Source organism: Cobetia sp. MM1IDA2H-1 (assembly GCF_002916775.2).
Taxonomy (GTDB): domain Bacteria; phylum Pseudomonadota; class Gammaproteobacteria; order Pseudomonadales; family Halomonadaceae; genus Cobetia; species Cobetia marina.
This window is the reverse complement of sequence record NZ_CM133225.1, coordinates 3,049,895-3,075,669: the sequence shown is the minus strand read 5'-3', so window position 1 is coordinate 3,075,669 and position 25,775 is coordinate 3,049,895. Positions and strand designations below refer to the sequence as shown.

The following is a 25,775-nucleotide window of genomic DNA, read 5'->3' as shown; positions in this document are numbered from 1 at the left end:
GGCCCGCCTTCTGGCGGGCCTTGTCGTATCCGTCGGCAGGTGGCGAACCGGTGCCGATAGACAGGCATCCCGTCAGACAAGTGCCCGACAGTACTTGATAAAGTGCCCGACAGACCACATTGGTGAAGATGATCGCCTCAACCGAGGCCCGGTTTCACGAGGGTTGCATGTCACGTCACGAAGATACCTCCGATCACGACAACGTTCTGTCCGGTTTTGAAGATGCCAGTCAGGAAGAGCCTGAGCATTCCCCGGGGGCTGGTGGGCTGGTACCCAGTGGTGATCAGCTGCCTGAGCGCCTTTACCTGCTGCCGATCCACAATCGTCCCTTCTTTCCGGCTCAGGTCCAGCCGCTGGTCATCAACAAGCAGCGCTGGGCAGAGACCATGGAGCGGGTCGGCAACACGCCACACCACGCGGTGGGGCTGGCCTTCGTCGGTGATGTCGAAGTCGACGAGATGGGGGCAGAGCATTTTCCCGAGATCGGTTCGGCAGTGCGTGTCCACAAGCCCGAAGATGGCCAGGATCAGGTCCAGTTCATCGCTCAAGGGTTGCGCCGCTTCCGGATCACCCGCTGGTTGTCACGCAAGCCGCCCTATCTGGTCGAGGTGACCTATCCGCGCGAGCCGGTGGATGCCGAGAGCGACGAGGCGCGTGCCTACGCGATGGCGATGATCAATGGCATCAAGGAGCTGCTGCCGATCAATCCGCTGTACGGCGAAGAGCTCAAGCAGTACCTCAATCGCTTCAGCCCGCATGAACCCGGCCCGCTGACCGACTTTGCCGCTGCCATCACCTCGGCCAAGGGGCCGGAGTTGCAGGAGGTGCTGGAATCGTTGCCGGTGATGGAGCGCATGCAGAAGGTACTGCCGCTGCTGCGCAAGGAGATCGAGGTCGCCCAGCTGCAGACCGAGATCTCCCAGCAGGTCAACGCGCAGATGGAAAAGCATCAGCGTGAATTCTTCCTGCGTGAGCAGCTCAAGGTCATCCAGCGTGAACTGGGCATCTCCAAGGATGATCGCGAGAATGATGTGGATACCTTCCGCGGACGCCTCGATGAGCTCAAGGTTCCCGAACGGGTGCAATCGCGCATCGACGACGAACTCGACAAGCTCTCGGTGCTGGAGACCGGCTCGCCGGAGTACGGCACCACGCGCAACTATCTGGACTGGCTGACCTCGCTTCCCTGGGGCATCACCTCCACCGACCAGCTGGATCTCGCCCATGCGCGCAAGGTGCTCAATCGCGACCATGACGGGCTGGATGACGTGAAATCACGCATCATCGAGTTCCTGGCCGAAGGCACCTTCAAGGGCGATGTCGGTGGCTCGATCCTGCTGCTGGTGGGCCCGCCCGGTGTGGGCAAGACCTCGATCGGGCGCTCCATCGCTCAGGCACTGGGGCGCGAGTTCTATCGCTTCTCGGTCGGCGGCATGCGCGATGAGTCGGAGATCAAGGGCCATCGCCGTACCTACGTGGGTGCCATGCCCGGCAAGCTGGTGCAGGCACTCAAGGAGGTCAAGGTCGAGAACCCGGTGATCATGCTGGATGAGATCGACAAGCTGGGGCAGTCCTTCCAGGGCGATCCGGCCTCGGCGCTGCTCGAGGTGCTGGACCCGGAGCAGAACGTCGACTTCCTCGATCACTACCTCGACGTGCGCCTCGATCTGTCCAAGGTGCTGTTCGTGTGTACCGCCAACACGCTGGATAGCATCCCGGGGCCGCTGCTGGACCGCATGGAGCAGATACGCCTCTCCGGTTACATCGCCGAAGAGAAGATGGCGATCGCCAAGCATCACCTGTGGCCGAAGCTGCTGACACGCGACAACATTCCCAAGAAGCGCATCAATCTGAGTGACGCCGCGCTGCGTCAGGTGATCGAGGGCTATGCTCGCGAGGCGGGCGTGCGTCAGCTGGAGAAGCAGCTGCACCGCATCGTGCGCAAGGCGGCGGTCAAGCTGCTCGAGGAGGACCTGCCGACGGTCAAGGTCTCGGTCAAGAATCTCGAGGAATTCCTGGGGGCGCCGATCTTCCGTCGCGAGAAGGTCCTGGCCGGCGAAGGCGTGGTGACCGGGCTTGCTTGGACCAGCATGGGCGGCGCGACCCTGCCCATCGAGGCCACACGTGTGCACGGCCTGACGCGTGGCTTGAAGCTGACCGGCAAGCTTGGGGAAGTGATGCAGGAATCGGCCAATATCGCCTATTCCTATACCCTGGCGAATCTTGAGGCCTACGATGCCGAGGCTGACTTCTTCAATGAATCCTTCATTCACCTGCACGTGCCGGAAGGGGCGACACCCAAGGATGGCCCGAGCGCTGGCGTGACCATGACCACGGCGTTGATGTCGTTGGCCAGGCATCAGGCGCCGCGCAAGGGGCTGGCGATGACCGGTGAGCTGACATTGACCGGACAGGTGCTGCCGGTGGGCGGTATCCGTGAGAAGGTTATTGCCGCACGCCGCAGTGACATCTTCGAACTGATCCTGCCACAGGCCAATCAGCGGGATTATGATGAGCTGCCGGACTATCTGAAGGAGGGCATGATCGTCCACTTCGCGGCCCGCTACGCGGATGTGGCACGAGTGGTCTTTGACAGCGACAACGCGCAGCGCCACTGACAACGCACGGCGCAGAATGGATGGCGACATCCGACGAAAAGCAGAAGCCCCGCCAATGGGCAGGGCTTCTGCTTTTCCGTGGGGCGTCGTGTGCATGCAGACGTCACGCTCGCGGGCATTCAGGCGGTATCGAGCTGTTCCAGCACGGCGGCTTCCGGTGCATTGCGTCCGACACTGGCAATGCCGTTGTCGCGGCCGGATTCCGACTTGTACATCTGGCTGCGGCCGATCTGCTGGCTGTTGGCGGCCAGCAGCGTGAAATAGAAGCGACCATCCTTGGCGACTTCCTTCGTGAAGCGTTTTTCCTCGGCGGCGTTCTTGCGCACGGATTCCACGCCGTTCAGGCAGCCGCGCTTGTCGGCATAGCCTTGGCTCTGGAGGATCTTTTCACCGTTGCCGGCCTTGAGCGCAAAATAGAACTTGCTGTCCTTGCCGCGGGTGATGACGAATTTTCCGGCCATGGGTGACTCCTGTTCCTTGAGGGATGTCTGACACTGCCTGATATGTCGTCTTCCAGTGTAAACAGCGCCTCTCGGGGGAAACCCACGCTAGGAGTTGCGGCATTCAACGTTCGGGAGCCATCGCGGCGTCTTTCACGCTGCCGCCGCGTACATGCGATGCTATCTGGTAGGCAAGCAGGGGCGGGACATGACAGAATTGAGCTCAGGCAGATAGCGGTGGCTCACATGTCCCGCATCTCCACTGGACACCAGGTCTGCGTCTTTTCACAAGCGAAGCGCAGCCTGATCAAAACAGAAGCCACTCCCGTGCGAAGGATCACCCGGACAAGCCCCGCGCTAGGGGATGTTCTCCGTCGATCGTTCTGCACAGGAGAGTGGCCAAGCATCATTGACGAGGACACCATGCCAGAGTATCGCTCCCGTACGACCACCGCAGGTCGTAACATGGCCGGCGCCCGCGCCCTGTGGCGCGCCACCGGCATGAAAGATGGTGACTTCCAGAAGCCGATCATCGCCGTTGCCAACTCCTTCACCCAGTTCGTGCCCGGCCACGTCCACCTCAAGGACATGGGGCAGCTGGTAGCGCGCGAAATCGAGAAGGCCGGCGGTGTCGCCAAGGAATTCAACACCATCGCGGTAGACGATGGCATCGCGATGGGGCACGACGGCATGCTGTATTCGCTGCCGTCGCGTGACCTGATCGCCGACAGCGTCGAATACATGGTCAATGCCCACTGTGCGGATGCGCTGGTGTGCATCTCCAACTGCGACAAGATCACCCCCGGGATGCTGATGGCCGCCATGCGCCTCAACATCCCGGTCATCTTCGTCTCCGGCGGCCCGATGGAAGCCGGCAAGACCAAGCTGCTGGACCACGGTCTCGACCTGGTCGATGCGATGGTCATCGCGGCCGATGACAGCGTCGACGACGAGACGGTCGCCGAGATCGAGCGCAGTGCCTGCCCGACCTGTGGCAGCTGCTCGGGCATGTTCACGGCCAACTCCATGAACTGCCTGATGGAAGCGCTGGGTCTGGCGTTGCCGGGCAACGGTACGGTGCTGGCGACTCACTCCGATCGTCGTCGCCTGTTCGAGAACGCCGGGCATCGTATCGTCGAGCTGGCACGCCGTTACTACGAAGGCAACGAAGAGCACCTGTTGCCGCGTGCCATCGGTTCACGGGCGGCGTTTGCCAACGCGATGACGCTGGATATCGCCATGGGGGGCTCGACCAATACCATCCTGCACCTGCTGGCCGCCGCTCAGGAGGCCGGTGTCGACTTCACCATGTCCGACATCGACAAGCTGTCCCACAGCGTGCCGCAGATGTGCAAGGTGGCGCCGAACACCCAGAAGTATCACATCGAGGATGTCCATCGTGCCGGTGGCATCATGGGGATTCTGGGCGAGCTGGACCGCGCCGGCGTGCTGGATACCTCGGTGCCGACCGTCTATGGCGACTCGTTGTCTGCGGCGCTGGAAGAGTGGGACATCATGCGCTCGCCCACCGATGAGGTGATCGAGTTCTATCGTGCCGGTCCGGGCGGGATCCCGACCCAGACCGCCTTCTCCCAGAGCGCGCGCTGGCCAAGCCTGGATGGTGATCGCGCCCAAGGCTGTATCCGCGATTACGATCACTGCTTCTCCACTCAGGGCGGCCTGGCCGTGCTCTACGGCAACATCGCACTGGATGGTTGCGTGGTGAAGACGGCAGGCGTCGATGACTCCATCCTCGTCTTCGAAGGCCGTGCCTATGTCTGCGAATCTCAGGATCAGGCGGTGGAAGACATCCTGGCCGACAAGGTCAAGGAAGGCGATGTCGTGATCATCCGCTACGAAGGGCCGAAGGGCGGTCCGGGCATGCAGGAAATGCTCTACCCGACGTCCTATCTCAAGTCCAAGGGACTTGGCAAGGCGTGCGCGCTGCTCACCGACGGTCGTTTCTCCGGCGGTACCTCTGGCCTGTCCATCGGCCATGCGTCTCCGGAAGCGGCGGCGGGTGGCGCCATCGGCCTGGTCGAGCATGGTGACACCATCCTGATCGACATCCCCAATCGCACCATCAATGTCCAGCTGAGCGATAGCGAGCTACATGCGCGTCGTGAAGCGATGGATGCGCGCGGCAAGCATGCCTGGAAGCCGAGCATCCAGCGCAATCGTCGTGTCTCCGCCGCGCTCAAGGCCTATGCCTTGCTGGCGACCTCGGCTGACAAGGGCGCCGTGCGTGATCTGAGCAAGCTGGATTGATTCCGTCCGCTCCGTCCCCGTCCGCCAGTGCCGCCGTGAAGGTGCTGGCGGTCAGTGCCTGTTGAAGACCGGCAGCACTGATCACCAGGCAGGACGCCAATGACATGCAAACGGCCACCCCGAGGGGTGGCCGTTTGCATGTCTGGCATTCGAAGTGGTTGCCGTGCATTTTAGCCGCCCCGGGCCCTGAGTCAGTCAGTACCGGCAGGCTTTGGCGGCAGGTTGGTCAGCGTACCGGCGTCAAGCGGCATGACCGGGTCTGGGTCGAGAAACCGTACCCGGTTGCATCCCTGGCGCTGGGCTTTCTTGAGCGCCTGCTGGGCACGGTCCATCAACTCGAGTCGATTGGCCAGTCTCATGGTATCGGGGGGCGGATGATAGCCGGTCAGGCCGACACTGCAGGTGATCGGCCGATCCAGCCCTGACAGTTCGGCGGCGGCATGGCGGACGCGTTCGGCAAGGATGATCGCGCCGCTGGCATCGGTGCTGGTGAGGATCGCCATCAAGGAGTTGTCCTCACGCATGCACAGGAGATCGCTCTTGCGGCTGGCGTTGCGCAGGATGGATGCCACCTGCTGCAGAGGGCGTTCTCCCGCCACGTGGCCATATTCGCGCGTGTAATCCTCAAGGTCATCCACGCTGAGGATCAGGATGCACAATGGCTGGCCATGGCGTGCACTGCGCGCGATCTCGTTGTCCAGCTGTTGCTCGATCAATTCGAATGGCATCAGCTTGTCGAGTGTCGAGCCGGGGAGTCGGCCAGCGGCAGGCGAGCGAGTTTCCAGTTGGTGGCGCAGCTTGGTCAGGCTCGCTTCATGAGCACGGCGCTCGCTGATGTCTTCATGCTGGGAGAGAATGATCCCGGCGCGACTGTCGATCACCTTCAGCTCCAGCATCACGTCGATCATCTGGCCATGACGCCCGAGATAACGGTGTGGCTGCCGATATTCGCTGATGTCGCCCGTCCGCATGGCGCTCAATGCCTCGCGGCACGTCAGCATGTCCTGTGGGTGCGAGATGTCTTCCAGGGCACTGCATGTCAGTTCCTTTGGCTCCATGCCCAGCAGTCGGGAAAAGGCCGGATTCATGCGGGTCCAGTGGCCATGAAAGTCCATCAGGGCCATGGGCAGGCTGCAATGGGAGAACAGTCCTTCCATTTTCTGGTAGGCGAGACGCAGGTTGTCGAGCTCACTGCGTGTGCGCTCTTTCGCGCGCTGGACATCCAGCAGCTGGCCCAGTGCCGTGGCAAGCGTTTCCACCAGGGCTCGCTCACTGGCGGTGAAGTCCTGTTGGCGCGGTGTTTCATCGCCGAAGCACAGCGTGCCGGTCAGGCGACCTTCAGACCAGAGTGGCGCTGCCACATAGCTTTCAAAGGGCATGCAGGAATAGGCAGCGTGGGCGCGAGTGTCTTCTTCAGCGCTGATGTGGCGATGAGCCACGCAGGCAGCCTGCGCGATGACGCTGGAACACCAGGTCTCTTCGAGTGGGCATTCGCCTCCGACTTCTCGCCCAGCAGGGGGATTGACCGCCGCCATGATCTCATAGCGACTGGATTCTGCATGTCCGAGGATGGCGGTGGTCATGCCAAGCAGACGGCAACCGGCATCCAGATGGGCTTCCACGTGGCGTTCGTGGGAGGGCTCAGGTGTCAGGCTGAGCGCCAGCAGTGCCTGCAGGTGCTCTGGCAGCAGGGAATCATGGGGGTGCCCGGCGTTGCCCGAAGGCAAGGGCACGGCAGAGAATGAGCTTGGCATCATGCGATATCCTTATCTGACATGCTGCAGGAGAGGGAGGGCTTTCCATACCACACCTCAATATACGACTTGCCGGGAGACGTGACAGGCGAGGAAATCGATTGTCTCAACCTTTCGCAAACGCAGCGGGCAGTCTTTACAGGCTGACAAGGGCAGAGCCCCTCAGCGAGGGTCTCGATGAGGGGCTCCGAAATGAGGGCTCCTTGCCTTCGCCATGGGTTGGCGTGTCTTCGCAAGGACGTTGATGGCGGTCTGCTGGTACTGCTCACGAGTCGTGGGCGGGAGTCAGGCCGCCTCGGCCAGCGGTGGTGCCGGCTGCTGCTGAGCTTCCAGGTCTTCCAGTGCCAGTTCGATACTGAACCAGTTGCTGTCAAGCCAGTGATCGATCACTTCTTCGTTCATGCACATCGTGAAGCCTCCCCGAGAGTGTTGGCGAGCCATTGAGTGTATGGGTGTGCTGCCGGTAAGCAGCACTCTCCAGTATGGCTGGTTCCGGGAAGACGCGAGTGAAGATCGTGTGATGCCTTGATGTCAGTCAAAGACAGGCAAACCTGCAGGACATTGACCATGTATGCCTACCCATGCCGAAGCGTGGGCAGCCCTTCGTGGCAGCTGGAAGGGCGAGGCGGTCATTGTCTTGCCCGGTCAGCGCGTCAACGACGTGTGAATGAGCGAAGGAGGCTGCGAATCAGGGAGCGTCCCAGCTGCGACCCCAGCGCGCGCATCACCGATTTCAGCAAGGTTTCCATGACGCCCTGGCGCTTGCGACCACCTCCGGTGTCCCGAGAGGGCCTGGCGGCAGCGGGCGGCCGGGTGGCTTGCGCCCCTTCAGACCGGGCTTCTTCAGAATCAACGTTTTCCGATGGACGCTGGCTTGGATCACGGTCTGCCTCCCCGGGCCTGGTCTTGTCAGGCTCACGGGGATTCGTGGCATGTGAGGCTTGCGCCTGGGCGGCAAGTCGCGCCTCCAGTCGCTCATGGGCGGACTCACGATCCACGCGCTCGTCGTAGCGCCCGGCCAGGGAGGAGTCGGCCAGCAGCGTGGCACGCTCCGCGTCGCTCAATGGACCGATGCGTCCTCGCGGCGGGGCGATCAGCGTGCGTTCCACCTGCGTCGGTGTGCCGTTGGCATCGAGTACCGAGACCAGAGCTTCGCCTACGCCCAGTTCCGTGATCACCTGCGCCGTATCGAGTTCCGGATTGGGGCGGAAGGTGTCGGCGGCCGTCTTGACGGCCTTCTGGTCACGCGGTGTGAAGGCGCGCAGCGCATGCTGGATGCGATTGCCCAGCTGACCGAGCACCTCATCGGGGATGTCGGCGGGTGACTGGGTCACGAAATAGACACCGACGCCCTTGGAGCGAATCAGGCGGACCGTCTGCTCCAGGCGCGTCAGCAGTGCCTTGGGGGCTGAATCGAACAGCAGGTGCGCTTCATCGAAGAAGAACACCAGTACTGGCCGGTCGGCATCCCCGCGCTCGGGAAGCTCGCGGAACAGGGTGGACAGGAACCACAGCAGGAAGGTGGTGTAGAGACGAGGGCTCTGCATCAGCTCGCGACCGTCGAGCAGATTGATATAGCCACGGGCCTGCTCTGCATGCCCGCGCGTCGCCAGCATGTCGTGGATATCCAGTGCCGGTTCGGCAAAGAAGCGTTCGCCGCCCTGCGTGGCCAGGACGTGGACCCGACGCAGCATCGCCCCCAGACTCTGCGGACTGACGCTGCCGTAACGCGCCTCGAAGCTGTCACGCTCGCGCTCGATGTGCTTCAGCAGGCTGATCAGGTCCTTTAGGTCGACCAGTTCCAGACCCTCACGCTCGGCGTGATCGAAGGCCAGATGCATCAGGCCGCCTTGGGTCTCGTTGAGCTCCAGCAGACTAGCCATCAGCTCGGGCCCCATCGATGCCACGCTTGCGCGAACCGCGTGGCCGCTCTTGCCATGGAGGTCCCATAGCCTGACGGGGGCGGCGTGCGGCTGCCAATCATCGATTCCCAGGCTGTCCAATCGTTCATCGATGCGAGGATGGGGAGTGCCGGTGGCAGCGATGCCGGAGAGATCGCCCTTGATGTCGGCAGTGAACACCGGCACCCCCATGCGCGAGAATTCCTCGGCCAGTACCTGCAGGGTGATGGTCTTGCCGGTGCCCGTCGCGCCCGCCACCAGCCCATGGCGATTGGCCAATGCTGCGTCCAGCGTGATGTGGCCTGCCGAACCTTGTCCCGCGCGGCCCCCTATCAGCACATCTGGCATGTGATTCTCCTGTCGTGGTCAGCATGTCGGTGGCGGTGCCCGTAGAGAGGATGGTGCTGTGCACTGCGAGTGGCCGCGAGGAAGTGTCCTTGCTTCTCAAACAGAGTTACAAAATGTTTCGTTGAGTAAAATACTGCAAGCGAATCCTGGGCATCCGATCGCACTGGATGGCTGCTTCGTCGGGCTGGAGGCTGCTGCCGTGCTGTCCTGGAGCGGGGTAGGCGCTAATTAAACGCGACGCGACAATTCACTCTTGTACAAGTAATTCTCTGGCAGATCATTTTTCTTTCCTTCCTGTGCTTGAAACTCAGCCCAAGTAGTTCCATATCTTTAGGCATCAGACGCTGTGTGATGGAACACGCTCGATCAGATCAATGTCATCACTCGCCAGCTCGTCACGCTTTCACGGTACAACTCTAGTGACGGTTTTCGAGTGATCACGAGCTCTGACGATGTTTCGACAGGATGTCTTGGCAACCCTTATCCGCAAGACGCAGGTGAATCGCTCGCCCGTCGTCTTGCCTGGCCCGGATGACAGAGGATCACTTCGATCCCGATGCATGCCGCGGCTCAACGGCAACGGTCGAGTGAATCATCTGCTCGCCTTTTGCAACAGACCGCTACTGGAGGATGGATCATGAACAAGCTGACTGCTGCACTCATCGCAACTGCCTTTGCACTGCCGACCGCCGCTGCCTATGCCGATCACCACGAATCCAGCAACACCGGTTCCGCCAATACCGGTGCTCACTCCACCAAGGTAGAGGGTGGCACTGCCGCTGGCCATGAAGGTGGCATGGTGCAAGATGATGCCGAACGCAATACCGAAAGTGGTTCTGCCAACACCAAGAAGGATTCCATGATGGTGGAAGGCGGGACCGCACAGTCTGAATCCGCCAAGCACGGCAAGGTGATGGACGAAGGCGAGGACCACATGGGTGTGAGCCCGGAGTCCGGCTCGGCCAACACTGCCGATGGCAGCATGAAGACCGAGTGAACGTCTTCTGATCCCGAGGATGACTCGGGTACGGCATGATCTCGTGGTGTGTCCGGGCAGGTCGCCAGCACGATCCGTCCACTGATATCACGGGTGAAACGACAAGCCCCCGCCATTGGCGGGGGCTTGTCGTTGTCTGAAGAACAGCGCGAGAGGGCAGGGCCAGGGCACGCCCGACGCCTTACCACCAGTCGGGGCTATGGAGCTCCTCGCCGGCCAGCAGGCGTTCCCTGGCCATGAAGAGGGCGGCGATGGCCCGCGCCTCGTGGAAGTCCTCGCGTGCCAGCAATGCCGGCAGCTCGTCGAGGCGGTGGCGCTCGACGACCAGAGGTTCCGGCTCATCCCCCGGCAGACGTTTCTCGTACAGGTCACGCGCCAGCATGACGTTCATGCGGTGATCCATGTAGTTGGGCGCCAGGCTCAGTTCGGCCAGCGGCTCGATGTCGTGAGCGCCGAAACCGCACTCCTCCATCAGTTCACGGTTGGCGGCGGTCACCGGGTCTTCGCCGGGGTCGATCAGCCCCTTGGGCAGGGTCAGCACGTACTGCTCCGGCCCGGCGGCATATTCACGGATCAGCAGCACGTGATCCGGGTCTGGCATGGCGACGATCATCACCGCACCATGGCCACCACTCTTGAGACGTTCGAAGCTGCGCGTCGCGCCATTCGAGAAGGTCAGTTCCAGCGCCTCGACGGTAAACAGCCGCGAGCGAGCCACCTCGCGTCGCGAGTCGATACGGGGGGGTGTCAGCGCGTCTCCATCGGCGTAGTGCCCGATGGTCGAGTGATCGGGGCGTGGCGCATCATCCATCGGAAGTCCTCAAGGCAGAGATCAAGAAGCGGGCGCCGGGCAGGCTGTCATGCCCGAGCATCGAGCTGTCGCGCCCATCGTGGCAGGCTGTGCCGGGCAGGGCAATTGTCGTGAGCTTGCCGGCATCGCTGATGTCCCGTGTGGGCACATGCGCAGCGCAGGACCATGCTTTACACTATACAACCCCAAATTCCCCGCCGGCTGACAGACTACCGATGATTGACTGGACCACGATCGACACCGTGCTGCTCGACATGGATGGCACCTTGCTGGACCTGCATTTCGACAGCCACTTCTGGCTGGAGCACCTGCCACGCCGCTACTGTGAGCTGCATCGTCTCGATAGCGCGCTGCAGGCGGACCTCAAGGCGCGCATCATCAGCGAATCCGGCACGCTCAACTGGTACAGCCTCGATTACTGGAGCCGCGAGCTGAAGCTGGATGTCGTCGCGCTCAAGCGTGAGGTGCAGCATCTGATCGGGTATCGCCACGAGGCAGAGGACTTTCTCGCCTGGCTACGGGATCAACCGCAGCGCGTGGTACTGGCGACCAACGCGGACCGTCACGGGATCGAGCTCAAGTTCGGTCTGACCGGCATGGGCGATTACTTCGATGCCGTCGTCTCCTCGGCGGATCTCGGACACGCCAAGGAGGAGCAGGCCTTCTGGCATCGGCTCAACGAGATCGAGCCCTTCGAGCCGGCACGTACCCTGTTCATCGATGACAATCCCCAGGTGCTGGAGAGTGCGCGCACCTACGGTATCGCGCATCTGCTGGGCGTGCGTCAGCCGGACTCGAAGCGCGAAGCGCGTGACTTCGAGCACGTGCACGGACTGGACGGCTTTGCCGTGCTGACGGCGGGTGGCGGCCTTCATCTGGAACACGAGGAGCGCAAGGAGTCTTGATGAGTGACCAGGTACGCATCGACAAGTGGCTGTGGGCGGCGCGATTCTTCAAGACGCGCGGCATGGCCAAGAAAGCCATTGAAGGTGGCAAGATCCAGTACAACGGCAGCAAGGTGAAGACGTCCAAGACCGTCGAGGTCGGCGCCTTGATCGAAGTGCCGCAAGGTTGGGATCGGCTGGTGGTCGAAGTGCTGGCACTCAGCGACCAGCGCCGTGGCGCGCCCCAGGCGCAGGCACTCTATCAGGAGACGCAGGAGTCTCGTGCGCGCCGCGAACGGGAGGCCGAGGTGCGTCGCCTTGGCAATCAGGGCATGAGCCCGCCCGTGGGACGTCCCGACAAGAAGCAGCGGCGCAGCATCCACCGCTTCCAGCGCCAGGATTCCGAAAGCTGACGACACAGGCTCTCGCCACCCTTGCGGGGGGAAAGCCTGTGGACGTCACGTTGATACTTACCCAATTCATGACGCACGGCCCGGCCTTCGGTGCCGAAGCCGAGGCAGGCCTGCGTCGTCGCCGAGGTTCATCGCGGTCCGTCGCTCGTGGTCCACGAGCTGATGGCCGCGATGGCTCGGTTCGAGGAGCCCCCAATGAGTGATCACGACATGCAAGACCCTGACAAGCAAGCCGGCGACGCCCACGAAGAGACGGCGCCGAATTTCGATCAGATCCAGCGATTCCTGTTCGACGCCACCAATGTGCGCGGCGAGATCGTCACCCTGGACAAGGCCTATGCCGAAGTCCTTGATCGTCATGCCTATCCCCAGGCCATCTCGCGCCAGCTGGGCGAGATGCTGGCAGCGGTGGCGCTGCTGACCGAGACCATCAAGCTGGATGGCACCATGACACTGGAAGTGCGTGGCACGGGGATCGTGCGTCAGCTGATGGCCGAGTCCAATCCCGGCGGTGAGCTGCGTGCCATTGCCCGTCTCAGTGACGAGGACGTGCTGCCGACCGATGAAGCCACGCTCCAGGCTCTGGTGGGGCAGGGGCAGATCGTCATCACGCTGGACCCGCGTGACGGCAAGCGTTACCAGGGGATCGTGGCGATCGATCAGGACAGCCTCGCCGGCTGCCTGGAAAGCTACTTCAGTCAGTCCGAGCAGCTGCCGACGCGTCTGTGGTTGATGGCCGATGCACAGCGTGCCGGTGGCGTGATGCTCCAGCAGCTGCCTGACGACGATGCCAACAAGGACCCCGATGCCTGGGAGCGAGTCGTCCATCTCGCCGACACCCTCAAGGCCGAAGAACTGCTGGCGCTTGATCAGCAGGACGTGCTGCACCGTCTCTATCACGAAGAGACCGTGCGCATCTTCGAACCCAAGGCGCTGCGTTTCGGTTGTACCTGTTCTCGTGAGCGTCTCGGCGCGGCACTGCACAGCATCGCCGCGGACGAGTTGCGCCAGATCGTCGCCGAGCATGGTGAGCTGGCCACGCAATGCCACTTCTGCCATACCCGGTATTCCTTCAATGCCGCGGAAGTCGAAGCCATCATCGAAGACCCGGCCGCAGGCAGCCCGATCGTCCACTGAGTCCAGCAATCGCGCTGGCGTCAGCGCGGCCTGTTGGCCTGCCTTGCGTCAGCTCGGGCAGTGTTGGCCGGAGTCTCGGGCGGAGACTGTCGATGCGCAGCAGCTGTCGATGGGCAGGTGCTGTCGATGGGCAGGTGCTGTCGATGGGCAGGTGCTGTCGACGACGGGCAGGAGGGGCAGGAGTGCAGGAGGGACGCCCATCATGAGGCCAGCGGCAAGGGTGGGCAGCCGAGCGATGTGAAATTGTCGGACATTTCGCGTCTCGAGTGTCAGTCAATGCGCTGTCGGGCGTTGCAGCAATCAGCGTTTCCGCCCGAGTCCCTTTTTGCCATAATGCCTTGCCAGTACGGGGCTGGACGCTCCGTTGCGGCAACATGGCCTCTAGGCCATGGTCGATTCCGGCAGCATCGTTCGATACCCCAAAATAAGCCTGCGGCATGTACCGCCGGCATCTGGCAAGAGCCATCAAGAGAGAGGGCGGCCCTGAGCCGCGGAGACGCGAATGAGCAAGCATCAAGACAGTGCGGTGACCACTCACACCAATCTCAGCAGCGCAGAGCTGATCGAGCTGGCAGTGGCTCGCGGCGAAGGACGTCTGGCCGACAACGGCGCGCTGGTCGTGGAGACGGGGGCTCGCAGTGGTCGCTCCCCGAACGACCGCTTCATCGTCGATGAGCCGTCCACCTCGGACGCCATTGACTGGGGAAGCGTCAACCGCCCGTTCAGCCCTGAGCGTTTCGACGCGCTGTGGGACCGGGTCGAGGACTACCTCGGTGCGCAGACAAGCTTCGTGTCCGAACTGCACGTCGGCGCCGATCTCGAGCATTACCTGCCGATTCGTGTCACCACGGAAACGGCGTGGCACAACCTGTTCGCGCGTACCATGTTCGTGCGCCCGGACAGCTTCAATGCCAAGGACAAGAGCGAGTGGACCATCCTCAACGCGCCGCACTTCGTGTGTGAGCCCGAGCGCGATGGCACCAACTCCGATGGCGTGGTGCTGATCAACTTCGCACGTCGTCGCGTTCTGTTGGCTGGCATGCGCTATGCCGGCGAGATGAAGAAGGCCATGTTCTCGGTGCAGAACTTCCTGCTGCCGGAAAAGGACGTGCTGCCGATGCATTGCTCCGCCAATGTCGGTGATGACGGCGAGACCACGCTGTTCTTCGGTCTTTCCGGCACCGGCAAGACCACTCTGTCCGCCGATCCGGCGCGCCATCTGATCGGCGATGACGAGCACGGCTGGGGCGAAGGCACCGTCTTCAACATCGAAGGGGGCTGCTACGCCAAGTGCATCGACCTCTCCGAAAAGAACGAGCCGGTCATCTGGAATGCCATCAAGTTCGGCGCCGTGCTGGAAAACGTGGTGCTGGATGACCGTCGCGGTGCGGATTACGGCGACGACACTCTCAGCCAGAACTCGCGTGCGGCCTACCCGCTGGAGCACATCGAGAAGCGCGTGCCGGAAAATCGTGCCGGTGAGCCGAATGCCATCGTCTTCCTGACCTGCGACATGTCCGGTGTGCTGCCCCCGGTGTCCGTGCTCAGCAAGCAGGCGGCCGCCTATCACTTCCTGTCCGGCTACACCGCCAAGGTCGGCTCCACCGAGATGGGCTCCACCGCCGGTCTCGAGGCGACCTTCTCCACCTGCTTCGGCGCGCCGTTCTTCCCGCGCCCGGCGCGTGAGTACGCGGATCTGCTGATCAAGCGCATCGAGGCGTTCGGCTCGCGCGTCTATCTGGTCAACACCGGCTGGACCGGTGGTGCCTACGGAGAGGGCGGCTCACGCTTCTCCATCCCGACCACCCGCAGCATCATCAGCGCGATCCAGAACGGCGCACTCGCCGATATCGAGACGCGTCACATCGACGTGCTCAACCTGGATGTGCCGGTGCGTGTGCCGGGCGTCGATTCCAGCCTGCTCGACCCGCGCGAGACCTGGGAAGACCGCGCTGCCTATGACAGCAAGGCGCGTGACCTGTCCGCCAAGTTCGTCGAGAACTTCAAGAAGTTCGCCGGAGTGGATGAGGCGATCATCGCGGCGGGCCCGACGCTGGTCTGATCGACCACCGTTCTCGCGATACGCCAGATGAAAACGCCTCGCTCGGGTGACCGAGTGAGGCGTTTTCATGTCCGGACAGCGATGACACCGCTTTGGGATCACGGCTGCGACATGGCGTGACTCAGGGGCTGCCACCGGCGGCCAGAGAGCGACTGGCAGGCGCATCCAGCGCCTCATCGTCTGACAGCGGGTTGCCGGTGGTATTGGCGCTCAGGATGGCCTCCGTCGCCAAGGCGTCCTGTGGTGCCATCCTGCGCTCGTCGTGGGCCGTATCAGGAGGCTCGGGCATGTTCTCTCCGGGCATTTCACTGTCTGGCAGGCGCTCGGCGACAAAGGGAGCGGGGGCCTGATACCACCAGCGGGTGGTCCAGGCGCGCATCACCCGCTCCGGGTACCAGGTCTTGCCGAGACTGCCATTGTAGCGGGCCAGTGCATCGGTGATGTCGCCCTTCTCACGCTTGAGGTAGTGGGCGAGGATGGTGGCGCCGTAGCGCAGGCTGGTGTCCTGGTCGAGCAGGTTGTCGCCCGGCTCGCCGATCTCGCGCTTCCAGAATGGCATCACCTGCATCAGCCCTCGTGCGCCAGCATGGGATACCGCCGTCGGCTTGAAGGCGCTTTCCACCTGGATCACGGCCAGAATCAGCTCCGGTGCCAGCCCCGTGCGGGTGGCTTCGCGGCGGATCTTGCGCAGCAGGTCGATCCGGGCGGCGCGATCGGGCATGTAGCGCTCCAGACGCTGCTGCATGCTCAGTACCCAGTGCAGGGCATTGATGGGGTCGTCGAAGGCTTCAGGCTCTGCCAGCGCTTCTCTCAGGCTTTCACGCAGTGCCGGAGAGAGGCCGTGCTCGGGGATGGCGGCCGCAGCATGGAGGGGCGCGCTCTGCAGCATGACTACCATGCTGCCCACCACGAGACAGGCTGCTCCCGCCAGGTGGCGGAGCAGGCGTTGGTGGTGTGGAGTACGAGCGCCTTCGGGGCGTGGTGTGGTCATGCGCAGTCCCTGCGTATCGGTCATGCCGGCATTATGCCGTGTTCGCGGCGTTGACGTTAATGCCCCAGTCAATCAGCCGCCTGAAACGACGACAGCCCGCCCCCCCGAGAGGGAGGCGGGCTGTCGTGCTCCGCGTCAAGGGAGCACCCTGGGCGGCAGCTGAGGCTTACTTGCCGCTGCGCTCGGCCAGGAAGTCCATCAGGTTGTCGACGGGGACCATGGTCGCGTCCGCGTCCGTGCGGCCCTTGTACTCATACTCGCCGTTGTCGAGGCCGCGATCACCGATCACCAGACGATGCGGAATGCCCAGCAGTTCGCCATCGGCGAACTTGTTGCCCGGACGCAGATCACGATCATCCAGCAGGACATCGTAGCCTGCGGCGGTCAGCGCCTGATAGACACGCTCGGAGGTCTCGCTGACGCGCACGGACTTGTGGGCATTCATCGGCACGATGGCGATCTGGAAGGGCGCGATGGCTTCCGGCAGCACGATGCCGCCCTTGTCGTTGCCCTGTTCGATGGCCGCGGCCACCACGCGGGTCACGCCGATGCCGTAGCAGCCCATCCACAGCGGCTTGGCCTTGCCGTTCTCGTCGAGCACGGTGGCGTTCATGGCATCGGAGTACTTGGTGCCCAGCTGGAAGATATGACCCACCTCGATACCGCGCGCGATGTCGATCACGCCGTGACCGTCCGGTGACGGGTCACCCGCGACGACATTGCGGATATCGGCGACTTCCGGCAGCGGCAGGTCGCGCTCCCAGTTCAGGCCGAAGTGGTGTTTGCCTTCGATGTTGGCACCGGCACCGAAGTCGCTCATCAGAGCGACGCTGCGATCGATGATGATCGGCATCTCGAGTCCCACCGGACCCAGCGAGCCGAAGCCAGCGCCGACGGCGGCACGCACTTCCTCGTCGCTGGCCATGGTCAGCGGCTCGGCGACCTGTGGCAGGTGTTCGGCCTTGATCTCGTTGAGCTCGTGATCACCGCGTACCATCAGCGCGACAAGCCCTCCCTCGACACCTTCGGCCGCCTTGACGATCAGCGTCTTGACGGTCTTCTCGATGGCCAGGCCATGCTGCTCGACGAGGGCGGCGATGGTCTTGGCATTCGGCGTATCGACCAGCTGCATGTCCTGAGTCGGTGCGGCGCGTTGCGGCGTCTCGCCCAGCGGTGCGGGCAGAGCCTCGCACTTCTCGATGTTGGCAGCGAAGTCGGAGCCGGTAGAGAAGGCGATGGCGTCTTCTCCGGAATCGGCCAGCACGTGGAATTCGTGGGAGCCGGTACCACCGATGGAGCCGTTGTCGGCGATGACGGGGCGGAAGTCGAGACCCAGGCGCGTGAAGATGCGCACGTAGGTGTCGTACATCACCTGATAGGTGTCCTTCAGCGAGTCTTCGCTCAGGTGGAAGGAATAGGCATCCTTCATGATGAACTCACGGGAGCGCATCACACCGAAGCGCGGACGAATCTCGTCACGGAACTTGGTCTGGATCTGATAGAAGTTGGCCGGCAGCTGCTTGTAGCTGTTCAGCTCGCGACGCGCGAGGTCGGTGATGACTTCCTCGTGGGTCGGGCCGACGCAGTAGTCGCGCTGATGACGATCAACGACACGCAGCAGCTCCGGGCCGTACTGTTCCCAGCGACCGGATTCCTGCCAGAGCTCGGCAGGTTGCACGGCGGGCATCAGCACTTCCTGGCCGCCGGCGCGGTCCATCTCTTCACGGACGATGCGCTCGACCTTGCGCATGGTGCGCAGACCCAGCGGCATCCAGGTGTAGAGCCCGGAGGTCAGGCGACGAATGAAGCCGGCACGCAGCATCAACTGGTGGCTTATGACTTCAGCATCGGACGGGGTTTCCTTGAGAGTGGAAATCAGCAGTTGACTGGCACGCATGGGCTCAGCGATCCCTCGACTTGTCGCTTTGATCGGTACGCTTCGCAATCGCGAAGCAAGAACAGGCAGGACTTCGGCACGCCAACGGCGGGCGTATCAGCGAAGCAGACTGGGGGCATTGTACTGCCGCGAGGCTTTGTGGGGCAAAGTGCTGCGACAGACTGGAAAAAAGTGCGCCGGCCTGCCGATACTGGTGCAGGGCGCAGGGCGTCCTGTGTCAGAGGCATGAGGGCACTGCAGGACGAAGACTGCCTCGTCAGGTGACGGGGAGGGTCGCACAAGGAGAGGTGGACATGGCGTCACAGGATCATCACGCAGGATGCGCGCCCGTCAGACGACACCCGCGGTGGCGGACCGCTCTGGTGCTGATGGTGCTGGTGTCATGTCTGGGGCTTTCCCTGTGGCTGGTGAGCCGCCATCTGCCGATTCCCTTCGTCGATGAGGGAGTCCATTTCGCGCAGATCCGCCAGTTTCTGGAGGGCGACTGGCATCAGCATCCCAAGCTGACCACGCTGACGCTCTATCACGCCAGCATGGCGCTGGTACTGATGACGCTCCAGACGCTCGGGGACTGGCTGAATCTGCCGCTGGCGACAGCCACCATGACGGGACGCTGGCCACAGATGCCGTCGGTGGACTGGGTGCGCGGTCTTTCGCTGGTGGGCTTCAGCGTCATGGCGTTCCTCCTCTGGCGGGCATTGCCGCAGGGCTACCGGCGTCTCGCTCCTTCGCTGGAGGCGCACGACGCTTGTCACCAGGCCAGCCGTCAGTGCTGGCAGTGGCTGTGGCTGCCGATCATCTTTCCCTATCTGGCGCTGGTGTATACCGACCCCTGGATCATCGCGCTGGTCGCGTTGCAGCTCGTCGCACTGGTGCGAGAACAGCGTCTGCTGCTGCTGGTATTGATCATGGCGGGATTGGGGTTGCGTCAGGACAGCATCGTGCTGCTGGGGTTGTGGGGCGGCCTGCTGCTGTGTCTGACCCATCACAAGGCCGTGAGCGAGGCGCGGATGGCAGGACTGGCGACTCCCTTGCGCGCGCCGCTCTCTCGGCTCTCCACCTGGTGGGCACTGTTCATCAACTGGTGGTGGGTGCTCGGGCTACCGGTGGTCGCCTTTCTCGGCTTCCTTCTCTGGAATGGCGGCATCGCCATGGGAGACACCACGCGCCATCAGGCCGGTTGGCACACCGGCAATCTCGGCTATTACCTGGCGGTGATCGGCATGGTGTTCCTGCCGCTGTGGCTTTCGGACCTGCCGCGTCAATGGCAGGGGATGAAGCGTGCATGTTCGCGGGAAGGATGGCGGCGAGAAATGCCGTTGCTGCTGCTGGCGGTCGGCCTGTGGCTGGTGCTGGCAATGAGCTTCGAGCTGACCCATGACTACAACTTCCAGCGCTGGACGATTCGCAATGTCTGGCTGATGTGGTGGAACGAGCACCCGGTCGCGCGCTGGATCACCCTGCTGATGTCCACCAGCGTGGCCTTCTGGTGGCTGAGAGCACCGTTGAGACTGGGGCATGGTGGGCTGCTGCTGGTGATGCTCGCGCTGATGATCTGCACGCGGGAATTGATCGAGACGCGCTACATGCTGCCGTTGATCACCGTGTACCAGCTGCTGCGTGTGCCTGAGCGTCCCGCCGTGGAGCGCGCAATGACGCTGTGGGCCATGGCGATGGGAGTGATGCTGCTGGCGGGACTGGTGCTGACCCGCACCTTGCCCTGAAAGCCGCAGGGCGAGGGAGCAAGGTACGGACTGGAGGCTGTCAGGCCTCGTCGTGCTGATGGCGGGCTTCTGCCGAGGCGTGCGGATCGGTGCTCGTAGTGCTGCCACGGGGTGACTCGGCCACCCAGGCATAGGCGGCTTCTCGCTCGGCAGGCGAGAAGTGGCGGACTTCGATGGAGCGCACCAGATGCTTGCTGAATTCGGTGACGTGACGCAACCACTCGGCCTTGCTGATGATGGCCTCGCGTTCGAAGTCGCCAAGATGACGCAGGGCGTAGCCGATATCGTTGAGCAGCGCTGCCGGCGTGATCAGCCCGAAGCGCTCGATTTCCACCAGCAACGAGATGCGCTCATGGCGCGCGAGGCGCTCATCACATTCGCGGATCACGGGAGCGAGCGACGCCTGATCGATGCTGCCTTCCAGCCGCAGGGCGACGACGTGATCAGCGGGACTCTTGAGCAATGTCAGCATGTTGGGCTCCTGCACGTGAGCGTGGTGGGGGAGTGGGTCACACAGCCACTCTGACAGCGATGTGACACATTTCAGTGTAGTCGCATGTAGCCATCGCAGCAGGCGCATCTGCGCGCCAGCATCACGGGGAGAGCGCCATGACGGCGTACCCCGGCCTGTCACTCACACCGTTTCGGACGCAGTCCGTACCACAATGGCAGCGCGACCAGCAGGCTGCCGCCCAGCAGGTTGCCGATGCCTGCCGGCAGGATGTTCCAGCGCATGGCGTCCCACCAGCCGGGGCCTTCTCCCGTCGGCATGATCATCGAGAAATAGGCCATGTTGGCCGGGCTGTGCTGGAAGTTGCCTGCCACGAACAGACTGACGGCCAGCACGATGGGCACGAACTTGTCGATGATGGTCCTGCCCATCACGGCGAGAAATGCCGCCATCCCGACCATCCAGTTGCCCAGCATTCCCGACAGCACCAGCGAGAACCAGCCTTCGGCACCTCCTGTCTGTTGATAGTGCATCTTCTTCGCCACCAGTTCGGCCAGCAGCTGATAGTGCTGGGGGGAGTAGACCTGTGCCACCGAGATCACCCAGCCTGTCAGCATCGTGCCGAGCAGATTGCCTATCCAGGCCAGTACCCAGAACTTCAGGCCGCGCCGCAGCATGTCACTGCGGGAGCAGTTGAGCGCACTGACCGGCAGGATGACATTGGCCTCGGTAAAGAGGGCGGCACCGGTCAGGATGACGAGGAAGAAGCCAACCGAGAACCCGACCCCCTGAAGCAGCAGCTGCAAGCCATGTGTCTCGACCCCGGTCGACAGCAGGATGGAAAACAGCGCCCCCATGGTGATGAAGGCGCCGCCCAGCATGGCCAGTACCAGAATGCGGGGGGCTGACAGGGTATGGATGTGTTCGCAGGCTTCTCGACAGATTTCCTGTGCCACATCACGGGAAGCGATGAACTGGGCGGCAGGGCGGTGGGACGAATCGTCGGACATGGGGAGTTCCTTCGGCCATTTCATGAGGCGGCAATGAGGTGATGCGGCAATGAGGTGATGCGGCAATGAGATGATGCACACTCACGTGGGCTCAGAGGAAATAGACCTTGGAGAGCAGAGAAGCCAATTCAATCGCACAGGGCACCTGGCGGTGAGTATCGAGCAGGTAATGGCAGCTCAGCAGGGGGTGGCATCTGGCGAGGTTTCTGGACGACAGGCATGAAAAAGCGCCGCCCGGACATGATGAACATGACATGGCGACGCTCTTGAATGCTGCTTGAGTCTGTCCTGCTTGGCGTGGTGCTGCCTGAAGCGATGGTACGGCCAGCCGGACTCGAACCGGCACGCCCGAAGGCAGGAGATTTTAAGTCTCCGGTGTCTACCGATTCCACCATGGCCGCGCAGACTGGCGCATAACTTAGCATATTTCAGAACAAGGTCAACTTTAATGCGTGACATACGAGGGTTAACTGTTTGTTCTGCAATCCCTTTGCCTCATCACTGAGGGCAGTGGTGCACATGACGCGCGTTCGGGCATCAGAGCGGACAGGCGCAATGAATCCTCTGCGCAAGACGTGTGCGACAGGGGCTCAGGCAAGGATGAGGGATGAAAAGACCAGCGGGAAATGATGCAGGTACTGAAGGCGAAAATCAGAGAAGACCGACAGGGAGTGTCAGTGATTCAACAGATGAAACGAGATGGATAAAGTAGAAAAGCAAGACGACCAGGAGGGAAGGTGTCTTGTCCATTTCAGTGCAGGACAGGGGATGTCAGGCGTTCTGAAATGGAGGCTGGAGTCGGAATCGAACCGGCGTACACGGAGTTGCAGTCCGCTGCATGACCACTCTGCCATCCAGCCTCAATGATCGAGATGTCAGTCGAAACTGATGTCTGATCCGAGGTTTCTCTGCGCGTTGCGCAAGAGAATTGAGTCAATGTCGAAGTGCCGTCAAGGCCACCTGTTTCATTGGAGCGGGAAACGAGATTCGAACTCGCGACCCCAACCTTGGCAAGGTTGTGCTCTACCACTGAGCTATTCCCGCTGAACTCGAGGTCGAATTATACGGATAATTCCCATGCTGTCAAACAGTTAATGAAAAAATGTCTCGCAGACCTGGTGGTCGGAAACGACGACGCCCACCTGCCGAAAGGGCGGGTGGGCGTCTCGAGAACTGGCCTCTGCCAGTCGGGCAACTTGCTGGGCCCGTGTCGTACTGAACATTCGTCGTGCTGAGCATTTGTCGTGCTGAACATGTGCCGCGTGTCAGACGGAACGTATCAGTTCCGGCCATGCCGCACGCAGGTAACTGATCATCGACCATAACGTCAAGGCAGCGGAGATATACAGCAGGCCGAGGCCAGCATCGCCCCCGAGACTGCCTGGGGAGAAGTACAGCAGCATGAACAGGGCGAGCATCTGGGCAGCGGTCTTCAGCTTGCCGACCCACGAGACTGCCACGCTGCCGCGCTTGCCGATCTCGGCCATCCATTCGCGCAGTGCAGAGATGACGATCTCGCGACCGATGATGATCAAGCTGGGAATCGTCATCCACAGGCTGTCGTAGCGTTCGATCAACAGTCCCAATGCCACGGCGACCATCAGCTTGTCAGCCACCGGGTCCAGGAAGGCGCCGAAGGGCGTCGTCTGATTCCAGCGTCGCGCGAGATAGCCATCGAACCAGTCGGTCACTGCCGCCAGGGCGAACAGCAGGGCGGTGACGGGCAGGCTCCAGTCATATGGCAGATAGAAGCACACCACCAGCAGCGGAATGAACAGGATGCGGATCAGAGTCAGGATATTGGGAATGCTCATCGTGACGGCACGAGTCCTTGCATGAAGCGTCGGGTGGCTGGGCGAAATCAAGGGCGACGCCCCGAAAGGGCAGATCGCTCCGCTAGCGCCGCACAAGTCGTCTATTCTAGCCTGCCGGTGAGGTGTTCAGCCATGCCAAACCGCAGGATATTCAAGCCGACTTCCGTTACCCCTGCCTGTGCGGCAGGCTGAGGGTGACAGAGGTCGGCGTGGGGTGTCGATGTATCCCCTGCTGCATGATCGGTCAGCCGTGCAGTGCCTGATGGATCACCTCGGCAAGGGATTCGCTGATGCCGGGCACCCGCGCCAGTTCCGGCTTGGAGGCCTGCTTGACCCCCTGGAGTCCCCCGAAGAACTTGAGCAGTTCCCGGCGGCGCTTGGGCCCGACCCCCGCGATGCCCTCGAGGCTCGAGGTGCGGCGCGCCTTGTCACGCTTGGCGCGGTGGCCGGCAATCGCGAAGCGGTGCGATTCATCACGGATATGCTGGATCAAGTGCAGCGCCGGTGAATGGCTGTCGAGATCCAGGGTGTCATGCACCGTCTCGATGAACAGCGTCTCCAGGCCGGCCTTGCGCGTGGTGCCCTTGGCGACCCCGAGCAGGATGATGTCGGTCACGCCGAGTGACACGAAGACCTCACGCGCCATGTTGAGCTGACCCTTGCCGCCATCGACCAGCAGGATGTCAGGGCGCTTGCCTTCTCCCTCCTGCAGACGCTTGAAACGTCGCGTCAGCGCCTGCTGCATGGCGGCGTAGTCATCACCGGCCGTCACTCCCTCGATGTTGAAGCGTCGATAATCCGACTTGATGGGGCCCTCGTGATCGAACACCACGCAGCTTGCCACGGTCGCCTCGCCGTGGCTGTGGGAGATGTCGAAGCATTCCAGGCGCTTGGGCACTTCCGCGAGTCCCAGAGCATCGCGCAATGACAGAAAGCGATTGGAGAGCTGCTGGCGGCTGGCCAGCTGAGTGGCCAGATACTGCTCGGCGTTGGTCTGTGCCAGCGTGAGCCACTGGGCGCGATGGCCGCGTACCTGGTGCGCCACGCGAACGCGGCGACCGGCTTTCTCGCTCAGTGCACCTTCCACCAGCGGCGCATCCTCGAGTGCCAGTGAGGTGAGCACTTCATCGGGCATCTCGCGATCCTGGCCCAGGTAGTACTGACTGACGAAGCCGGTCAACAGCTCGCTGCTGGTGAGGTCCAGTCCGTTGCCCGGCGAGAAATGACGCGCTCCGAGCATGCGCCCCTGGCGGACTGACAGTACGCTGATGCACAGTCCACCCGGGCGCTCGGCGAGTGCCAGAATGTCGGCATTGCCGGTGCCGGTATCGACATATTGCTTCTCCTGCATCCGACGCAGCTGGGCGACCTGATCGCGCAGGCGTGCCGCCTCCTCGAATTCCAGGCGCATGGCCGCATCTTCCATCGCCCGACTCAGCTCATCGGTGACCTGATCGCTCTGGCCGTTCAGGCACATCACCGCGTGTTCCATGTCGCGACGATAATCCTGCTTGCTGATGTAATCGACGCACGGCGCAGTGCAGCGGTTGATCTGATATTGCAGGCACGGACGCTCACGATGCGCGAATACCGAATCCTCGCAATTGCGCAGCCGGAAGATCTTCTGCATCAACGTCAGCGATTCCCGCACTGCCACGCTGCTGGGATAGGGGCCGAAATACCGGCCATCGTTGCGCTTGTGGCGCACGCGCTTGAACTCCAGCGCCGGATAGTCGTGATGCTGACTGATGAAGACGTAAGGGTAGGACTTGTCGTCGCGCAGCAGGATGTTGTACGGCGGGCGCAGCTCCTTGATCAGGGTCTGCTCAAGCAGCAGCGCTTCCGTTTCGCTGCGGGTGATGGTGACCTGGACATCCGCGATGCGCCCGACCAGTGCCTGGGTCTTGGCATTCAGGCCGGTATTGCGGAAATAGCTGGAGAGGCGTGCCTTCAAGCGCTTTGCCTTGCCGACATAGAGCACCTCGCCGGCGGTATCCAGCATGCGATAGATGCCGGGCGCATCACTGACATGCTTGAGGAAGTGGCGCGGATCGAAATCATTCGCCTCGGCCGCCGGGGCGGAGGCATCGCTGGTGATCAGACGACTGGACACCCGAGCGGCGTCACTGCGCTCGCGGTTCGCGTTGGACTCGTTGGCGGATTCCGGTGGCGTGGAATCGGGATGCTGCTTGGCCATGGGGTTCCTCGTTCGGAGATGTCGCCAGTCTATCAAACAAGCCGAAGGCCCGATCAAG

General features: G+C 62.4%; 18 protein-coding genes and 3 tRNA genes. 8 read left to right on the top strand and 13 right to left on the bottom strand.

Going from position 1 to position 25,775, the window contains the following annotated elements; translation table 11 throughout:
• Positions 1–167: 167 nt before the first annotated feature.
• Complete coding sequence (gene lon, locus BOH68_RS13075; RefSeq protein ID WP_077374983.1) at positions 168–2,618, top strand: endopeptidase La; 2,451 nt, start codon at positions 168–170, stop codon at positions 2,616–2,618.
• A 119-nt stretch (positions 2,619–2,737) separates the two neighbouring features.
• On the opposite strand, the gene BOH68_RS13070 is transcribed toward lon, so the two are convergent.
• Positions 2,738–3,079 carry a YegP family protein gene (locus BOH68_RS13070; RefSeq protein ID WP_077374980.1) on the bottom strand — a complete coding sequence of 114 codons (342 nt, stop codon included), beginning with the start codon at positions 3,077–3,079 and terminating at the stop codon, positions 2,738–2,740.
• Between the two features lie 402 nt (positions 3,080–3,481).
• On the opposite strand from BOH68_RS13070, the gene ilvD reads away from it, so the two are divergent.
• Positions 3,482–5,326 (top strand): dihydroxy-acid dehydratase, encoded by a 1,845-nt coding sequence (gene ilvD, locus BOH68_RS13065; RefSeq protein ID WP_077374977.1) that lies wholly within the window; start codon positions 3,482–3,484, stop codon positions 5,324–5,326.
• 191 nt (positions 5,327–5,517) lie between these two features.
• On the opposite strand, the gene BOH68_RS13060 is transcribed toward ilvD, so the two are convergent.
• Both BOH68_RS13060 and BOH68_RS13055 read right to left on the bottom strand, forming a co-directional pair.
• Positions 5,518–7,083: a sensor domain-containing diguanylate cyclase gene (locus BOH68_RS13060; RefSeq protein ID WP_077374974.1), complete on the bottom strand. Its 1,566-nt coding sequence runs from the start codon at positions 7,081–7,083 to the stop codon at positions 5,518–5,520.
• 650 nt (positions 7,084–7,733) lie between these two features.
• The gene (locus BOH68_RS13055; RefSeq protein WP_077374971.1) at positions 7,734–9,329 is read right to left on the bottom strand and encodes a helicase HerA-like domain-containing protein; all 1,596 of its coding nucleotides are present in this window, start codon (positions 9,327–9,329) and stop codon (positions 7,734–7,736) included.
• A 637-nt stretch (positions 9,330–9,966) separates the two neighbouring features.
• Between BOH68_RS13055 and BOH68_RS13050 the strand changes: the two genes are divergently transcribed.
• Entirely contained in the window at positions 9,967–10,326 is a 360-nt protein-coding gene (locus BOH68_RS13050; protein ID WP_065392586.1) for a hypothetical protein, read from the top strand.
• 181 nt (positions 10,327–10,507) lie between these two features.
• Here BOH68_RS13050 and nudE read toward each other — a convergent pair whose 3' ends face one another.
• Positions 10,508–11,137 (bottom strand): ADP compounds hydrolase NudE, encoded by a 630-nt coding sequence (nudE, locus tag BOH68_RS13045; RefSeq protein ID WP_077374968.1) that lies wholly within the window; start codon positions 11,135–11,137, stop codon positions 10,508–10,510.
• A gap of 215 nt (positions 11,138–11,352) precedes the next feature.
• Here nudE and BOH68_RS13040 point away from each other — a divergent pair, with 215 nt between their 5' ends.
• The 4 genes from BOH68_RS13040 (at position 11,353) to BOH68_RS13025 (ending at position 15,633) form a co-directional block, all read left to right on the top strand.
• A complete protein-coding gene (locus BOH68_RS13040; RefSeq protein ID WP_077374965.1) occupies positions 11,353–12,042 on the top strand; it encodes an HAD-IA family hydrolase in 690 nt (229 codons plus the stop codon).
• Positions 12,042–12,434: an RNA-binding S4 domain-containing protein gene (locus tag BOH68_RS13035; protein ID WP_077374962.1), complete on the top strand. Its 393-nt coding sequence runs from the start codon at positions 12,042–12,044 to the stop codon at positions 12,432–12,434. The genes BOH68_RS13040 and BOH68_RS13035 overlap by 1 nt, the downstream gene beginning before the upstream one ends.
• Before the next feature lie 210 nt (positions 12,435–12,644).
• Complete coding sequence (hslO, locus tag BOH68_RS13030; protein WP_077375661.1) at positions 12,645–13,571, top strand: Hsp33 family molecular chaperone HslO; 927 nt, start codon at positions 12,645–12,647, stop codon at positions 13,569–13,571.
• A 502-nt stretch (positions 13,572–14,073) separates the two neighbouring features.
• Positions 14,074–15,633 (top strand): phosphoenolpyruvate carboxykinase, encoded by a 1,560-nt coding sequence (locus BOH68_RS13025; RefSeq protein WP_077374959.1) that lies wholly within the window; start codon positions 14,074–14,076, stop codon positions 15,631–15,633.
• Between the two features lie 121 nt (positions 15,634–15,754).
• On the opposite strand, the gene BOH68_RS13020 is transcribed toward BOH68_RS13025, so the two are convergent.
• The gene (locus BOH68_RS13020; protein WP_308457329.1) at positions 15,755–16,624 is read right to left on the bottom strand and encodes a lytic transglycosylase domain-containing protein; all 870 of its coding nucleotides are present in this window, start codon (positions 16,622–16,624) and stop codon (positions 15,755–15,757) included.
• A 166-nt stretch (positions 16,625–16,790) separates the two neighbouring features.
• On the bottom strand, positions 16,791–18,521 hold the full coding sequence (locus tag BOH68_RS13015; protein ID WP_077374956.1) for a proline--tRNA ligase: 1,731 nt from the start codon (positions 18,519–18,521) through the stop codon (positions 16,791–16,793).
• Positions 18,522–18,814: 293 nt separating this feature from the next.
• Between BOH68_RS13015 and BOH68_RS13010 the strand changes: the two genes are divergently transcribed.
• Positions 18,815–20,245 (top strand): Dol-P-Glc:Glc(2)Man(9)GlcNAc(2)-PP-Dol alpha-1,2-glucosyltransferase, encoded by a 1,431-nt coding sequence (locus tag BOH68_RS13010; RefSeq protein ID WP_077374954.1) that lies wholly within the window; start codon positions 18,815–18,817, stop codon positions 20,243–20,245.
• 40 nt (positions 20,246–20,285) lie between these two features.
• Here the strand turns inward: BOH68_RS13010 and BOH68_RS13005 are convergent, their stop codons facing one another.
• The 7 genes from BOH68_RS13005 to uvrC form a co-directional block, all read right to left on the bottom strand.
• Positions 20,286–20,717 carry a SpoIIAA family protein gene (locus BOH68_RS13005; RefSeq protein WP_170877393.1) on the bottom strand — a complete coding sequence of 144 codons (432 nt, stop codon included), beginning with the start codon at positions 20,715–20,717 and terminating at the stop codon, positions 20,286–20,288.
• A 158-nt stretch (positions 20,718–20,875) separates the two neighbouring features.
• Positions 20,876–21,706 (bottom strand): formate/nitrite transporter family protein, encoded by an 831-nt coding sequence (locus BOH68_RS13000; protein WP_170877392.1) that lies wholly within the window; start codon positions 21,704–21,706, stop codon positions 20,876–20,878.
• A 316-nt stretch (positions 21,707–22,022) separates the two neighbouring features.
• A tRNA-Leu gene (locus BOH68_RS12995) sits at positions 22,023–22,107 on the bottom strand.
• Between the two features lie 385 nt (positions 22,108–22,492).
• Positions 22,493–22,566 (bottom strand) — tRNA-Cys (locus tag BOH68_RS12990).
• Between the two features lie 109 nt (positions 22,567–22,675).
• Positions 22,676–22,750, bottom strand: a tRNA-Gly gene (locus tag BOH68_RS12985).
• Positions 22,751–22,971: 221 nt separating this feature from the next.
• The gene (gene pgsA, locus BOH68_RS12980; RefSeq protein ID WP_077374945.1) at positions 22,972–23,520 is read right to left on the bottom strand and encodes a CDP-diacylglycerol--glycerol-3-phosphate 3-phosphatidyltransferase; all 549 of its coding nucleotides are present in this window, start codon (positions 23,518–23,520) and stop codon (positions 22,972–22,974) included.
• A gap of 244 nt (positions 23,521–23,764) precedes the next feature.
• A complete protein-coding gene (gene uvrC / locus BOH68_RS12975) occupies positions 23,765–25,717 on the bottom strand; it encodes an excinuclease ABC subunit UvrC (protein ID WP_077374942.1) in 1,953 nt (650 codons plus the stop codon).
• Positions 25,718–25,775 lie beyond the last annotated feature (58 nt).

Coding starts and splice junctions, on each gene's coding strand:
- BOH68_RS13050 (WP_065392586.1), top strand. CDS start 9,967: ATGAACAAGCTGACTGCTGCACTCATCGCAACTGCCTTTGCACTGCCG.
- nudE (WP_077374968.1), bottom strand. CDS start 11,137: ATGGATGATGCGCCACGCCCCGATCACTCGACCATCGGGCACTACGCC.
- BOH68_RS13070 (WP_077374980.1), bottom strand. CDS start 3,079: ATGGCCGGAAAATTCGTCATCACCCGCGGCAAGGACAGCAAGTTCTAT.
- BOH68_RS13005 (WP_170877393.1), bottom strand. CDS start 20,717: ATGCTGACATTGCTCAAGAGTCCCGCTGATCACGTCGTCGCCCTGCGG.
- ilvD (WP_077374977.1), top strand. CDS start 3,482: ATGCCAGAGTATCGCTCCCGTACGACCACCGCAGGTCGTAACATGGCC.
- pgsA (WP_077374945.1), bottom strand. CDS start 23,520: ATGAGCATTCCCAATATCCTGACTCTGATCCGCATCCTGTTCATTCCG.
- BOH68_RS13060 (WP_077374974.1), bottom strand. CDS start 7,083: ATGATGCCAAGCTCATTCTCTGCCGTGCCCTTGCCTTCGGGCAACGCC.
- BOH68_RS13000 (WP_170877392.1), bottom strand. CDS start 21,706: ATGTCCGACGATTCGTCCCACCGCCCTGCCGCCCAGTTCATCGCTTCC.
- lon (WP_077374983.1), top strand. CDS start 168: ATGTCACGTCACGAAGATACCTCCGATCACGACAACGTTCTGTCCGGT.
- BOH68_RS13010 (WP_077374954.1), top strand. CDS start 18,815: ATGGCGTCACAGGATCATCACGCAGGATGCGCGCCCGTCAGACGACAC.
- BOH68_RS13025 (WP_077374959.1), top strand. CDS start 14,074: ATGAGCAAGCATCAAGACAGTGCGGTGACCACTCACACCAATCTCAGC.
- BOH68_RS13040 (WP_077374965.1), top strand. CDS start 11,353: ATGATTGACTGGACCACGATCGACACCGTGCTGCTCGACATGGATGGC.
- BOH68_RS13035 (WP_077374962.1), top strand. CDS start 12,042: ATGAGTGACCAGGTACGCATCGACAAGTGGCTGTGGGCGGCGCGATTC.
- uvrC (WP_077374942.1), bottom strand. CDS start 25,717: ATGGCCAAGCAGCATCCCGATTCCACGCCACCGGAATCCGCCAACGAG.
- hslO (WP_077375661.1), top strand. CDS start 12,645: ATGCAAGACCCTGACAAGCAAGCCGGCGACGCCCACGAAGAGACGGCG.
- BOH68_RS13015 (WP_077374956.1), bottom strand. CDS start 18,521: ATGCGTGCCAGTCAACTGCTGATTTCCACTCTCAAGGAAACCCCGTCC.
- BOH68_RS13020 (WP_308457329.1), bottom strand. CDS start 16,624: ATGACCACACCACGCCCCGAAGGCGCTCGTACTCCACACCACCAACGC.
- BOH68_RS13055 (WP_077374971.1), bottom strand. CDS start 9,329: ATGCCAGATGTGCTGATAGGGGGCCGCGCGGGACAAGGTTCGGCAGGC.